Genomic DNA, 14,578 nt, shown 5'->3' with positions numbered 1-14,578 from the left:
CTATCTGTCATTCCGTGGGAGCGCACACCCGGCACCTGCCCGACCACAGCAGCCGGTGCGCGACCGAGGAATCTGCTTTCCGTTTCCTGGTGGCCCGCCGCGACGCCCCGGACCGGCCCTGTCCGGCTGTTTCGCCACCGCACGTATTGCGCGGGCTGCCGCGTCCGGCCTCCCATGGGCCGACGACGGTAGATCCCTCGGCCCTGCAACCTTCCGATTGCAGCGCGGCCGGGCCTCGGAATGACAGCCTCGTTTGCGTCCAGCAGGGTGCGCGGAGCACCGGTGGACCGGAAGTCACCTCCCGCCCACCCAATCTGTCATTCCGAAGGAGCGCACACCCGGCACCTTGCCCCAATCCCAAAGCCGGTGCGCGACCGAGGAATCTACTTTCCGTTTCCTGGTGGCCCGCCGCGACACCCCGGGCCGGCCCTGTCTGGCTGTTTCGCCACCGCAGCGATGGCGCGGGCTGCCGCGTCCGGCCTCGCATGGGCCGACGGTAGATTCCTCGGCCCTGCAGCCTGCAACGCGAAAGTCCGATTGCAGCGCGGCCGGGCCTCGGAATGACAGCCTTGTCTTCGTCCAGCAGGTGCGCGGAGCGGCGCTGAATCCAGGAAGTCACTGGCCGCACACCCGATCTGTCATTCCAGGGAGCGCACACCCGGCACCTGGCCGACCCCGAAAGCCGGTGCGCGACTGAGGAATCTACTTTCCGTTTCCTGGTGGCCCGCCGCGACACCCCGGGCCGGCCCTGTCCGGCTGTTTCGCCACCGCACGTATGGTGCGGGCTGCCGCGTCCGGCCTCCCATGGGCCGACTGTAGATTCCTCGGCCCTGCAACCTGCAGAGCGAGCGTCCCGATGGCAGTGTGGCCGGGCCTCGGAATGACAGCCTCGTTTGCGTCCAGCAGGTGCGCGGAGCGGCGCTGAACCCGGGAAGTCACTCCCGCACACCCGATCTGTCATTCCGAGGGAGCGCACACCCGGCACCTGCCCGACCTCAGCAGCCGGTGCGCGACCGAGGAATCTGCTTTCCGTTTCCTGGTGGCCCGCCGCGACACCCCGGGCCGGCCCTGTCCGGCGGTTTCGCCACCGCACGCATCGCGCGGGCTGCCGCGTCCGGCCTCCCATGGCCGACGGTAGATTCCTCGGCCCTGCAACCTGCGGCGCGAGCGTCCGATTGCAGCGCGGCCGGGCCTCGGAATGACAGCCTTGTTTGCGTCCAGCAGGGTGCGCGGAGCGGCGCAGGACCGGGGAAGCCGACGTCCGGAGGTGGTCCCGGATGCTCGTTTCCGGAAGGAATCGACGAAACCCTCTCACCCCCCGCGCCAGCACCCGGCGGGCACGGCAGAAGCGCGGCCGGCGGACTATAAACGGTGTGGTGACGCTTCAGCAAGTGCATCTATATCGGCTGATTTCGTGCTCGAAACGGATCCCGGGATTTCACACATTTGTTGTCTCACTGGTGCACTGGCGCGATCTCCAGCTTTGGCTCATCTTTACCGACGGTGGCCCACAGGGAGCGGTAGCGGGGCAAGACCGGTGTGGCGCCCCGGTGCCGAGGCACGGCACCGTTCCCCGCCCGCGCGCGTTCTCCCGTCACACGCGCGGGGCCACGGCGGCTCCACCGCACTTTCCTAACCGGACGTTGTATGTGCACATGCTCCCTCCGGCGCCGATGAGCGAAACGCACTCCAGGCGCCCGGACGCGGACCCTTCGCCGAGCCCGCCCGTGCAGCACCGGTACCCGCTGACGCCGCTGCAGCACGGGATGCTCGTGCAGACGCTGCTGGACCCCGGGGCGGGGGTGAACGTGGAGCAGGTGGTCTGCCGCCTTCGCGAAGCGGTGGACGCGGAGCGGATGGAGCGGGCGTGGACGCGCGCCGTGCGGCGCCACGACGTCCTCCGCACCCGCTTTGCCTGGGCCGACCTCCCCGAGCCCGTGCAGGAGGTGCTGCCCCACGTGCCGCTGGCGCTGCACCGCCAGGACTGGGGCGCGGTGCCTCCGGCGGAGCGCGAGGCGCGGCTGGACGGATGGCTGGCGGCGGACCGCGCGCGCGGCTTCGACCTGGCGGACGCGCCGGCCATGCGCCTGGCGCTCTTCCGCTTTGGCCCGGACGAGCACGTGCTCGCGTGGAGCTTTCACCACGCGCTGCTGGACGGCCGCTCCGTCGCCCACGTGCTGGGCGACGTCTTTGGCGACTACGACGGGGAGGGCGCGGGGGACGCGCCCGCGCCGCGCCCGTTCCGCGAGCACGTCGCCTGGCTGCGCGCGCGCGATCCCTCGGAAGACGAAGCGTACTGGACCCGCGTGCTGCGCGGCGCGGGCCCGGCCGAGCCGCTGCCGATGCTGCGGATGGAGCCGCGCGGCCCGGCGGAGCCCGCGTTCGCCGAGCGGGAGGTCCGCCTCTCCGCCGGCGCCACGGCGGCGCTCCGCCGCCTGGAGCAGGCGCAGGGCGTCTGGCTGAGCAGCGTGGTGCAGGGCGCGTGGGCGCTGCTGCTGGCGCGCTACACGGGGAGCGGCGCACCCGTGTTCGGCGTGATCCGCGGCGGGCGGGGGGCCGGCGTGCAGGGCGCGGACGGGATGGTGGGGCTGCTGATCAACACCGTCCCCGTCCGCGTGCCGCTCCCCGCGCGGACGGCGGTGATCGACTGGCTGGACGAGATCGGCGAGGCCAACGCGGCGCTGCTGGCGCACGAGCACGCCGCCCTTCCCGACATCCGCCGCTGGACCGGCCTGCACGCGGGCGACGCGCTCTTCGAGAGCATCCTGGACTACCAGCCGCGGCCCTTCGACGCGGCGCTCCGCGCGCTGGGCGGCCCGTGGGAGGGACGCGGCTTTCGCGTGCTGCGCCACCCCGGCGCCGCCCTGGCCGTGGCGGTGACGGGCGAGACCCCGCTGCGCGTGCGCATCGGCTACGACACGGAGCGCTTCGACGCGGCGGCGGTGGACGCGATTCTCGGCCACTTTGTCCACATACTGGACCAGGTCGCGGCGGACCCCGAGCGGCGGCTGGCGGAGCTCGATCCGCTGCCCCCGGCGGAGCGCGCGCGGGTGCTGGACGCGTGGAACCGCACGGAGGCCGCGCACCCCGCCGGCGCGCTGGTGCCGGAGCAGGTGGCGGCGCGCGCGGCGGCCACCCCGGACGCCGTCGCCGTCACCCGCGACGAGCGCACGCTGACGTACGGCGAGCTGGACGCGCGCAGCAACCAGCTCGCGCGCTGGCTGCGCCGGCGGGGGGTGGGCACGGACACGCGGGTGGGATTGTTCCTGGAGCGCGGGCCGGAGCTCGTCGTGGCCATGCTGGGGGTGTGGAAGGCGGGCGGGGCGTACGTGCCGCTGGACACGGGATATCCCGCCGAGCGGCTGGCCTTCATCCTGGCGGACTCCGCCGTGGGCGTGGTGCTGACGCAGGACCGCCTTTCCCCCGCCCTTCCCGCCGCGGACGCCGAGATCATCCGGCTGGACACGGAGTGGCCGGCGGTGGCGGCGGAGTCCGTCGACACGCTGCCGGGCGGCGCGGAGCCGCGGGGGCTGGCGTACGTCATCTACACCTCGGGGAGCACCGGCACGCCCAAGGGGGTGGCCGTGGAGCACCGGGGGCTGCGGAACCTGTGCGCCTGGCACGCCCGCGCCCACGGCCTGACCGCCGCGGACCGGGTGACGCAGATGGCCAGCCCCGCCTTCGACGCGTCGGCGCTGGAGATCTGGCCCGCGCTGGCCCGGGGCGCGCGCGTGCAGGTGGTGCCGGACGCGGTGCGGATGGACCCCGAGCGGCTGCGCGGCTGGATCGTCCGCCACGGCAGCACCATCGCCACCGCCGTCGTCACCGTCGCCGAGCCGCTGATGGCGCTGGAGTGGCCGCGCGACGCCGCGCTGCGCTGGATCGTGGCCGGCGCGGACCGGCTGCAGGCGCGGCCGGGGCCGGGGGTGCCGTTCGGGCTCACCAACAACTACGCGCCCACGGAGTGCACCATCATCGCCACCTGCGCCGTGGTGGAGCGGGAGGGCACGCGGGCCCCCTCCATCGGCCGGCCGGTGGACAACACGCGGGCGTACGTGCTGGACGGGGAGATGCGCCCGGTGCCGGCCGGCGTGGCGGGCGAGCTGTTCATCGGCGGCGTGCAGGTGGCCCGCGGCTACATCCGCCGCCCCGCGCTGACGGCGGAGCGCTTCGTCCCCGACCCCTTCGGCGGGGAGCCGGGGGCGCGGCTGTACCGCACCGGCGACCGCGCGCGGTGGCTGGCGGACGGCACGCTGGACTTCCTGGGCCGCGTGGACGCGCAGGTGAAGATCCGCGGCTTTCGCGTGGAGCCGGGGGAGATCGAGGCGGCGCTCCGCGGGCATCCGGACGTGGCCGACTGCGCCGTCGTGGTTCGCGAAGACGCGGCGCGCGCGGACGTGCCCGGGGAGCGGCGGCTGGTGGCGTACGTGGTGGGGGGCGCGCCGGCGGACGCGCTGCGCGGGCACCTGCGCCGGACCCTTCCCGAGTACATGGTCCCCGCCGCCTTCGTGTCGCTGGCCGAGCTGCCGCTGAACGCCAACGGCAAGGTCGACCGCAGGGCGCTGCCGGCGCCGGACCCCGCGCCCGCGGAGGCGGAGTACGTCGCGCCCAGCGGCCCGGTGGAAGAGGCGCTGGCGGGGATCTGGGCCGAGGTGCTGGGCCGCGGGCGGGTGGGCGCCACGGACCGCTTCCTGGAGATCGGCGGGCACTCGCTGCTGGCCACCCGCGTGGTGGCGCGCGTGCGCGAGGTGTTCGACGGCGACGTCGGCGTGGCCGCGCTCCTCCATCCGCACGCCACGGTCGCGTCCCTCGCCTCGCGCCTTTCGCGGCGGAAGCCGGTGGCCGTGGCGGAGCGGCCGGCGGGGTGGATCGCGGAGGCCGACGCCAGCCCGCACCGCCTGCTGTCGGTGCTGGACGAGCTGTCGGACGAAGAGCTGGACCTTCTTCTTCAAAGCGAACCTGATCTACGGGGCGGCTGACGTGTCCATCGACTCACCCGTGGCGGACCTGCTTCCCGCCGCGCCGCGCCTGCGCCTGCCCAACGGGATGACCGTCATCCCCCAGAGCCGCGTGGAGGCCGAGCACTTTTACGACGACCTGTTCGAAAAGCGCATCTACGCCCGCCACGGCGTTCGCCTGCGGCCGGGCGCCTGCGTGTTCGACGTGGGCGGCAACATCGGGATGTTCACCCTGTGGGCGCACCGCCACGCGCCGGGCGCCCGCATCTTCACCTTCGAGCCGGCGCCGCCGCTGTTCGAGCGGATCCAGGCCAACCTGCGGCTGAACGGCGCCCGGGCCCGCGTCTTCAACCATGGCATCGCCGACGCGGAGCGCACGGCGGCGTTCACCTTCTACCCCAACAGCTCGGGGATGTCGTCCTTCTACGCCGACGCGGAGGAGGAGCGCGAGGTGCTGCGGGCGATGATGCGGCACCAGCGCGCGGAAGGGATGGAGGGGCTGGACGCGCTGCTGGAGTACACGGACGAACTGCTGGACGAGCGCTTTCGCGCGGTGGAGATGGAGTGCCGCCTGCGCCCGCTCTCGGCCGTGATCCGCGAAGAGGGCGTGGCCCGCATCGACCTGCTGAAGATCGACGTGCAGAAGGCCGAGATGGACGTGCTGCGCGGCATCGACGACGAGCACTGGCCCCTGATCGGCCAGGTCGTGATGGAGGTGCACGACCTGGACGGGCGGCTGGACGCGGTGCGGCGGCTGCTGGAGGCGCGCGGCTTCGGCGTGGCGGTGGAGCAGGACGAAGCGGTGGAGGGCTCCATCCTCTACAACCTGTTCGCCGTCCGCCCCTCGGCGGAGCAGGCGTCCGCGGAAGGGGCGCCGGTGGATACGGCGCCCGCCTCCGTGGCCTTCCTGTTTCCCGGCGTGGGCGACCAGTACCCGGGGATGGGGCGCGGGCTGTACGAGGCGGAGCCCGTCTTCCGCGCGGAGGTGGACCGCTGCGCCGAAATCCTGCGGCCGCGGCTGGGCTTCGACCTGCGCGAGGCGCTGTTCGCGGACGACGGGGAGCGCGACGCGCGGCCGGCATCCGGCGGCATCGACCTGCGGCGGATGGTGCAGCGCGCGCCCGCGTCCGGCGCGGAGGAGCGGCTCAGCCGCACCGAGGTGGCGCAGCCGACGGCCTTCGTCGTGGGGTACGCGCTGGCGCGGTTGTGGGCGTCGCGGGGCGTGCGCCCCGCCGCGCTGCTGGGGCACTCGCTGGGCGAGTACACCGCCGCCTGCGTGGCCGGCGTCTTTCGCCTGGAAGACGCGCTGGAGCTGGTGGCCCTGCGCGCCCAGGCCATCCAGGCGCTCCCCGGCGGCGCCATGCTCGCCGTCCCCCTGCCCGCGGACGCGCTCGGTCCCTTCCTGGGCGACGGGGCCGCCCTGGCGGCGGTGAACGCCCCCGCCCTCTCCGTCCTCGCCGGCCCGGAGGAGGCCATCGCCCGGGCGGAGCGGCGCCTGGCCGATGCGGGGCACGCCACGCGCCGGCTGGCCGCGTCGCACGCCTTTCACTCGCCGGAGATGCGGCCGGTGGCGGAGCGCGTGGCGGCGCTCGCGGCGGGGATGGCGCTGTCGGAGCCGCGCATCCCCATGATCTCCAACGTCACCGGCACCTGGCTTACGGCCGCGCAGGCGACGGACCCCGGCTACTGGGCGCGCCACCTGGTGGGCACCGTCCGCTTTGCCGACGGCGCCGCGACGCTGCTGCGGGAGCCGGGGCGCGTGCTGGTGGAGGCCGGGCCGGGCGCGTCGCTGGCCACCTTCGTCCGCATGCAGGCCGCCGCGGACGGCTCCCCCGCCCCGGCGTGGGGCGCATCCCTTCCCCACGCGGCCGAAGACACCCCCGAGCCCGTGTTCCTGCGCGCCTCGCTGGAGCGCCTGCGCACGGCCGGCGTGGCGCTCGACGCTCCTCCATCGCCCGAATCTCCCATCGCCGAACCGCCCGCCGGCGCAGAAGCCGGGGCGGGCGCGGGCGACCGCGGGGGGCGCGCGGCGGAGGAGGGCGGCCCCGTGGCGCGCATGCTGGCCGGCGTGTGGCACGAGCTGCTGGGCGCCGAGCCGTCGCTGGACGACGACTTCTTCCTGGTGGGCGGGCACTCGCTGGCCGCCGCGCGGCTCATCGGCCGGGTACGGGAGGCGTTCGGCGTGGAGATGCGGCTGCGCACGCTGTTCCAGACCCGCACGGTCGCCGGGATGGCGCGCTGGATCGAGGACGCCGTCCAGGCGCGGGGGCCGTCGCCCGCCGCGCCCTCTCCCACCCCTGGCATTCCTGGATGATGCTGACCGCGACCGCCCGCGAGCTGGAGTTTGCCCCCTGGGCCGGGCAGATGCAGCAGTCCGTGCTGCGCGAAGTGCACGAGCTGCTGGGCCGCCCCGGCCTGCTTTCCTTTGCGCTGGGGATGCCCGCGGCCGAGACGTTTCCCGCGGAGGCGTTCGGGCGGGCCGCGCAGGCCGTGCTGCAGGGCGATCCCGGTGCGCTGCAGTACGGGCTGCCCGTAAAGCGGCTGCGGCACCACGTGGTGCAGCTGATGGCGCGCCGCGGCGTGCGGTGCACCGAGGACGAGGTGTTCATCACCAGCGGCGCGCAGCAGGGGATGAGCCTGCTGGGGCAGCTGCTGGTGCCCTCCGGCGCCACGGTGGTCACCGAAGAGCTGGTCTACGACGGGATGCTGGCCGCGCTGCGCCCGCTGCAGCCCCGCGTGCTGACGGTGCCCTCCCTTCCCGGCGAGGGGATGGACGTGGACGCGGTGGAGGCGCTGCTGGCCCGCGGCGAGCGCCCGGCGCTCATCTACACCATCCCCGAGGGGCACAACCCGCTGGGCGCCAGCATGCCGGCCGCGGCGCGCCGGCGGCTGGCGGCGCTGGCGGCGCGCCACGGCGTGCCCGTGCTGGAGGACGACGCCTACGGCCTGCTGACGTACGACGCGGGCGCGCCGCCGGCCATGCGGTCGTACGACGCGGACTGGGTGCTGTACCTGGGCTCGTTCAGCAAGATCATGGCGCCGGGGGTGCGCACGGGATGGGTGGTGGCGCCGCGGCCCGTGGTCCAGCGCCTGTCGGTGGTCAAGCACGGCAGCGACCTGGACGTGTGCACCTTTGCGCAGCGGGCGCTCGCGGCGTTCCTGGACGACGCGCGCGTGGACGAGCACCTGGCGCGCCTGCGCACCGTCTACGCCGCCCGCCGCGACGCCGTGGCCGACGCGCTGGACGCGCACTTTCCCGCCGAGGCGCGCTGGACCCACCCCACGTCCGGGATGTTCGTGTGGGTGCGGATGCCGGAGGACGTCTCGACCACCGGGCTGCTGCGCCGGTCGGTGGAAGAGGTGAACGTGGGATTCGTCCCCGGGCGGGGCTTCTGCGCCGGGGGGGGCGTGCGCGGCGGCAGCGCCATGCGTCTGAACTTCACCAACCTGGCCCCCGCGCAGATCCACGAGGGCATCCGCCGCCTGGGGCGCGTCCTGCACTCGCGGCGTAGCGTGTTCGCCGTCTCCGGCCCCGGCGTCCTGGCCGGCTGATTCGCGAACCGCAAAAAGATCGTCTCACGCAGAGGCCCCGGAGGCCGTCTCATCCTCAGACAGATCCTGAAAAAAGAATGATCGTACAGAGGAACAGAGTCAGACAGAGAAAGCGAGCCAGGATATCATCTTCGCTCCTCTGTCCGACTCTGTTCCTCTGTACGCATGAAGGTGTTGTTTTCCCGGATTCGGCTTCATGATTACTCGCGGCACCAGGCGTAGAGGCGCCGCGCGAAGCGAAGCTCGTCGAAGGCGCCGACGGGCTGGCCGGCGGCGGTGCGGCCGCCCACCCGGAAGAGGGCCCCGTCCAGCGCGGCCAGCGCCAGGTCGCGGGCGGGCGCCGGGAGCGGCGTCCAGGCGGACCAGCGGTTGGAGGCGGCATCGTAGCGCTCGGCGGTGGCGGTGGACGGCTGGCCCGCGGTGCGGCCGCCGGCCACGTACAGCGCGCCGTCCAGCGCCGCGATCCCCATCTGCGCGCGCTGCTGCAGCAGGCTGCGCACGCGCCGCCAGCGGTCCGCGTCGGGATCGTACGCCTCGGCGGTGGCCGTGAGCCGGCCCTCGTCGCGCACCCGGCGCTCGCCCCCCACGGCGTACAGGCGGCCGTCCAGCGCCGCCGCGCCGGGGCGAACGCGGCGCATCAGCATGTCGCGGCACTCCGTCCAGCGGTCCGCCGCGTCGTCGTACGCCTCGTTGGCGGCGGAGGCGTAGGCGCCCAGCCACGACGACCGCCGCCCCCCATAGACGTGCAGCCGCGCCCCCGCCGAGGCCGCCCCCGCCCATCCGCGCGCGGTGGGGAGCGGCGCGCACGACGTCCACGCGTCGGCGGCGGGGTCGTACGCCTCCACGGCGTCCACCGGCTCGTCGCCCGCCCATCCCCCCGCCAGCAGCAGCCGCCCGCCGTGCGCGCAGAGGGCGGCGCCGCGCCGCGCCACCTTCGGGGGCGCCCGGTTCTCCCATCCGCCCGCCGCGTCCCAGGCCCACAGGTCACCGCAGTCGCCGGAGACGGCGTACAGCACGCCGTGCAGCACCGCGGCCGCCGCGCCGGCCGGGTCCGCCAGCGGCGCGGCGCCGCGCGACGCCCAGGCGGGGTCGCGCACGGCCACGTCCAGCACCGCGCCCAGGCCGCGAAAGCCCGGCGGCGCCTGCGCGCGCTCGCCCAGCACGCAGGCGCCGGCGGGAAGGCCGCCCACCGGCACGGCCAGCTTCTCCGCCGTCACCGAGCCGTCCGCCAGCTTGGCGGTGGTCACGGCAAAGTCCGCCAGGGCCGGTGTGTCCACGGCGCACTCGGCCAGCCGGCCGCGCAGCGTGCCCTGCGTCACCACGTCTCCGGCGACCGAGAGCGGGCCCTGCATGCGCTGCGGGCCGTGGCGCAGCACCGCGTCCTCGTTCGCGGCGGGGGCAAAGACGCGGCGCAGGTCGGTGACCCGCGCCCCGCCAGGGCCGTGGCGCACCAGGGCCAGCGGCGCGAGGCCGTGGACGATGCCCTGTGGCCGGAGCGCGACGGCGGCGCCGCCGTCCGTGGGCCACTGCACCGGGCCGGCCCCCAGCTCGCGCACCGGGATGGTCCAGAAGTCCCCCGTGCGGTACGCGGCCCGGTCGAAGCACACCTGCACCACCGTGTCCACCGGCGTCCATCCGGTCTGCACGAGGGTTTCGGGCGGGCCGCCGGACGCGGACGCCTCCCATCGCCGCAGCAGGGGGTGGCGCGCCGGGTCGGGGCTTACGTCCGGCGGGGGCTGCAGGGTGACGGTCTGCGTGCCGGGCGCCGCGTCCGTGATGCGGCACAGGGGGCCGGGGCGCCCCTGCAGGGTGTGGACGTCGTCCAGCGCCTCCATCCACGCCTCGGCCGCGGGGGTCTGCCCGGGCCGGCCGGTCTCGCGGAGGGCCGCCTGCCCCGTGGCGGGGTCCAGCGCGGCGATGCCGTACACCAGCGAGCCGTTGTCGCGGGACCACACCCAGGTGGCCAGGGGACGCACGAACACCCCGTCGTCCACGCGGAGGTCCGGCGGAAACGGGTCCAGCACCAGCGTGTGGGCGCCCGCGTCGGCGTGCGTGACCAGGGCGCGGGCGCCGGGCCGGTCCGGGGCGTCGGCGGCGAGGCTCCACACCTCCACCGGCTGCCCCGCCTGCCACCCCGCCCCGTCCACGCCCCAGCCGCGTACACGGACGCGCCGCGCGGCCGCGTCCACCTCGACCACCTCGAGCCCGGGGTCGCCGGGCGGACGCGGCCCTCCCCACGCGCCGCCGGGGTGGTGGATCTCAACCCGGTACAGCCGGTTGTCGCTCGCGGGCTGGCCCGTCCCCACCGCCGCCATCCGCCCCTCCCCCCGCGCGGGGGGAAGCAGGTGCGCCCAGGGGCGGCCGTCCGGGGCGTGCACGGGGTCCACCGTGCCGCCGGCGGGAAGCCCGCGCAGGGGAAGGGTGCGCACCTGCCAGACGGTGCGGGTGCGGCCGGTGGTGTCGGCCCCGTCCAGCGCCACCTCGACCACGGCGGGGTCTTCCACGGGCGAAAGCCAGCGCTCCCACACGTCCAGGTACACCAGGTAGTCGCCCGCGGCGTGGGGGCGCACGCCGGGGAGGTCCGGCTGCGCGGCCACCGACAGGTCGCCCGGGTTCACGCACAGGGTGCCGTCCACCCAGTAGCGGCCGGGGCCGGCGTGCAGCGCGGGGGGGAGCCACCGCCCGCCGCCCACGCGGCCGTGGCGCCCGCGCACCTCGTCGCGCGCCGTCTCTCCGGCGCCCTCGTCCAGCCGCCACCACCCGGCCAGCCGCGGATCGCCTTCCTCCGGGCCCTCCGCCGCCAGGTCGCGCAGGCGGCCGGCGGAAAGCGCGGCGTCCCACAGCCGGGCCTCGCCCAGCAGCCCGTCCAGCGACGCCGTGCCTCCCTCGCCGTCCGGCCCCGCGCCCACCGACAGGGGCCCCCGCGCGCCGCCGCCGGGGCGCAGGGTGCCCGCGGCCCGCAGGGCGCCGTCCACGTGCAGGGCGGCCGCGGCGCCGTCCCAGGTGGCGGCCACCCAGGTGGCGGCGCGAAAGCGCAGGGCGCGGGGGACGGTGAGGCGTCCGCCGCCCATGGACATCCACAGGGTCCCGTCCGCGCCCACGCCCACCGTGCAGATGCCGGGGGCGTGCAGCAGGGGTCCGCCCCGGCCGCCGGGGCGCAGCGTGACCTGGATCTCGATGGTGAACGACGCCGTGACGTCGCCCAGCGGGCCGGCGGGGTCCGGGTCGATCCACACGCCGTGGCCGGGCGCTTCCAGCAGCACGCCGCTGCGCAGCGACACGCGAAAGCCGGGATCGCCGGCCGGGGCGCCGCTGCCGCCCATGGCGTCGCGGGCCACCATGCGGTCGCGCCAGGCGGTGAGCGCCACCTGCTCGTTCCAGTCGGCGTCCAGCTGCACGCGCCCCTGCTGCATCCACACGCCGCCGTATCCCGCGTCGCCGCCGGGAAAGCGGGAGAAGTCGCCTTTCATGCCGCATCCAGTTCATTCGAATGATTCAACGCCGCGCACCGGCCGCATGCGCCCGCTTCGGTCCTGCTCCCCGCCTGCGCCCGGCCCCCGATCTCCGCCTGCTCCCGCGCGGCGATTCCACCGTGCACCTTTCGCCGGTGCGGTGTGGACGCGCCGGCGGGGTTCGGCGGGCGCGCCTGCGGGGGATTGCGTGGCTCAGTCTTTGTCGTCCGACTCCTCGTCGGTCGCGGGACCTTTGCCCTTGGGATCCTGGACCCTCTCGGTCCGCCCTTTCTTCCGCGCCGGCCGCGGTACGCGGGGCATCGCGGGCTCATCGTCAGCGTCGCCACGCGCCCCCCATCCCCCGCCCGCGGCCGACGGGGCTGCCGCTGCGGCCGATGGGCCTGCGGGCTCCAGTTCGGCCTCGGAGTCGGAATCCGTGTCGTACTCGAAATGGATGTGGCTGGCTTCGCCGTGACGCGTGAGGCTTGCATAGGTGCCTCCGGCACGCGCCTTCTTCTTCGCGTCCTCCACGGTCGCGCCCCGTGTGGATGCCCCGCTGGTCCACAGGGGGCCCCCATGCTCGGGATGATCGCCCGTTCCGCACTCGCCGCCGTAGCATTCCTGGTTGCAGACGGCACACGGCCGCATGGTGCCCCGGGTCGTCGCGTGCTTGAAGGCGGCCCCCAGGTGGGCCTTGATCCGCCGCTCCGCGTGCAGGCCATCCATCTCATCGGCGACGGCTGCCGGTACCGTGAACTCCTCGTCGAAGCCGGGCCCCAGGGCCTCGTATTCTCCAGACGGACGAGACTTCACCAGGCGCTGGTTCAGCTTGGCGGCGTGCCGGCGGAATCGGGGCTGAAACATGGGCTTGCCGGCCTTGCCCTGCATTTTTCCAGATTCCAGGATGCCGTGGAATGCCTTCCTCACCGACATCCCCGCCAGCTCCTTGCGAAGCAGCTCGTTGTGGGCGTTCGAGTTGGATGAAACGATGAACTTCCCGTTGGAGTAGCTCGTCTGCACCTCCGGCACCAGCTCCTTCGTCTTCTCGGACAGGTGCGAGTGCATGACCGTGGACATCCAGCGAAGTGCCTGCGCGGTGCGATGGCCACTGTACCTCCGCTTCTCCGGCGCGAACCCGGAATCCTTGTACAGCTTGCTTGTTCGGCCCTTTGTGCCGGGGGGCGCCGCGTCCACCCGACCCTCCGGAAGGTAGAGGAATTTCTCGTTACGAGCTCCCCCGTACTTGGTTTCCTTCAGCGCGGGCACGCCCGCTCCGTCCAGGCGGGCGGCACTCGCGGGGTGCGCGCTCGCCCTCCGGCCCGTGGCCGTGTGCCGCAAACCGGCACCTGCGTGTCCCCGCCCCTGCCCTCCGAGCTCGCCCGCCGAGTCCATCCCGTCATCCTCGTCATCCTCGTCGTACTCGTCGTGCTCGTCGTGCTCGGCAACCATCGCGGCAGCGGGAACGGGCGCCCCCCGCGGCCTTCCAGCACCAGGCCTGGCGCTGAGTGCCACCGGTGCCCCGGTCTCCATCGCCACGGCCGTGTCTTCCAGCTCGTGCTCCAATTCTGCCGAGCCGCTGGAGCGTTCCGCGCCGCCGGAATCAGACGAGCTGCTCGACCGGGAGCGTTTCGCCCTGCGAGGCGGCTTCCCCGCCGCCGCGGCTGCCACCGGTGGGCTGGATTCGGAGGTGCCAGCAGAGAAGGAGGCTGCCGCCGGCGAAGATGCGGCAAGCCCCGCGGGATTTCCGAACCCCCTGCCCCGCGCCTGCGAAGCCTGCCCGTCCGCGCCGTCCCCGGCGTAGCGACCGCCCGCTCGCCTTCGCGGGGATGCGTCGCCTGTCAGGGGCGTTCTGGATCGTGACTGGTTCTGATCTCGACCCGGACGCGCCGGGGAGTCGTCCTCGTCATCGCTCATCTGCACCGCGCCCACACCGACCGGCAGGGCGGCGGCCTGCCCCAGCGCCGCGGACAGGGCCCCGCCGCCCCCCTGTCCGGCGCGTGCCGCCGCGGCGTCGGCCTGCGCTTCCAGGCGTGCGTCGTCGTTGATGGGAACGGCGCCGCCGGGGTGGGCCACCCGCCCCTCGCGCTGCTGTACCACGTGCGCCAGCTCGTGCGCCAGGATGCGCTGCCCCGCGGCCGAGTGCGGCCGGTACTGCCCGGGCGCGAAGTGCAGGTGCGAGCCCCGCGCGAACGCCAGCGCGCCGATGGAGGGCGCCTCCTGCCCCTGGTGCACGCGCACGTTGGCGAAGCTGTGCCCAAGCGCGTGCTCCATCTTTGCCTGCACGGGCGCCGGAAGCGGGCTCCCGCCGGCGCTGGGGCGCAGCACCGCCGGATGCACGCCCCGGGGCGCCGGTCCAAAGCCGCGCGGCGCGGCGAGCGCCGGGACCTGGACCGCCGGCCTGGTGCGTCTCTGGATGCTCCGTTGCGACTTCACCCGTCGTTTCCTCCGTCAGGGGACGTATCGTCCATTCCAAAATCGGCTTCCGTCACGCGCTCTGCTGCGTCGTCCGTGCATGCCGCTCCTCCCCGCCGACGCCCCCACCTGATGCGCGTCTTTTTCCGCCGCCAGCCCACACGTGAAGACCGGGATGGTGTCGCGGTGCCGCCAACGCCACGC

The 14,578-nt window shown here is 74.6% G+C and carries 5 protein-coding genes; 3 read left to right on the top strand and 2 right to left on the bottom strand.

The features are described from left to right. Positions 1-1,727: 1,727 nt before the first annotated feature. The 3 genes from VGC13_RS11275 to VGC13_RS11265 are packed head-to-tail and all read left to right on the top strand — an operon-like array spanning position 1,728 to position 8,510. Positions 1,728-4,979: an amino acid adenylation domain-containing protein gene (locus tag VGC13_RS11275; protein WP_331125355.1), complete on the top strand. Its 3,252-nt coding sequence runs from the start codon at positions 1,728-1,730 to the stop codon at positions 4,977-4,979. Between the two features lies 1 nt (position 4,980). Further along, the gene (locus tag VGC13_RS11270; protein WP_331125354.1) at positions 4,981-7,272 is read left to right on the top strand and encodes an FkbM family methyltransferase; all 2,292 of its coding nucleotides are present in this window, start codon (positions 4,981-4,983) and stop codon (positions 7,270-7,272) included. Next, positions 7,269-8,510, top strand: coding sequence for a PLP-dependent aminotransferase family protein (locus tag VGC13_RS11265; protein WP_331125353.1), 1,242 nt, complete (start codon positions 7,269-7,271; stop codon positions 8,508-8,510). Before VGC13_RS11270 ends, VGC13_RS11265 begins: the two co-directional genes overlap by 4 nt. 200 nt (positions 8,511-8,710) lie before the next feature. Here the strand turns inward: VGC13_RS11265 and VGC13_RS11260 are convergent, their stop codons facing one another. Together VGC13_RS11260 and VGC13_RS11255 are read right to left on the bottom strand one after the other, a co-directional pair. Further along, a complete protein-coding gene (locus tag VGC13_RS11260; protein WP_331125352.1) occupies positions 8,711-11,980 on the bottom strand; it encodes a DUF6519 domain-containing protein in 3,270 nt (1,089 codons plus the stop codon). A gap of 195 nt (positions 11,981-12,175) precedes the next feature. Next, positions 12,176-14,287: a DUF4157 domain-containing protein gene (locus tag VGC13_RS11255; protein ID WP_331125357.1), complete on the bottom strand. Its 2,112-nt coding sequence runs from the start codon at positions 14,285-14,287 to the stop codon at positions 12,176-12,178. Positions 14,288-14,578: the final 291 nt, after the last annotated feature.

The sequence above is a fragment of the Longimicrobium sp. genome, assembly GCF_036399255.1.
Classification (GTDB): domain Bacteria; phylum Gemmatimonadota; class Gemmatimonadetes; order Longimicrobiales; family Longimicrobiaceae; genus Longimicrobium.
This window is presented reverse-complemented; position numbering and strand designations above follow the sequence as displayed.

Bases quoted from the DNA above. Each gene is read 5' to 3' on its own strand.
- VGC13_RS11265 (WP_331125353.1), top strand. From the start codon at position 7,269: ATGATGCTGACCGCGACCGCCCGCGAGCTGGAGTTTGCCCCCTGGGCC.
- VGC13_RS11260 (WP_331125352.1), bottom strand. From the start codon at position 11,980: ATGAAAGGCGACTTCTCCCGCTTTCCCGGCGGCGACGCGGGATACGGC.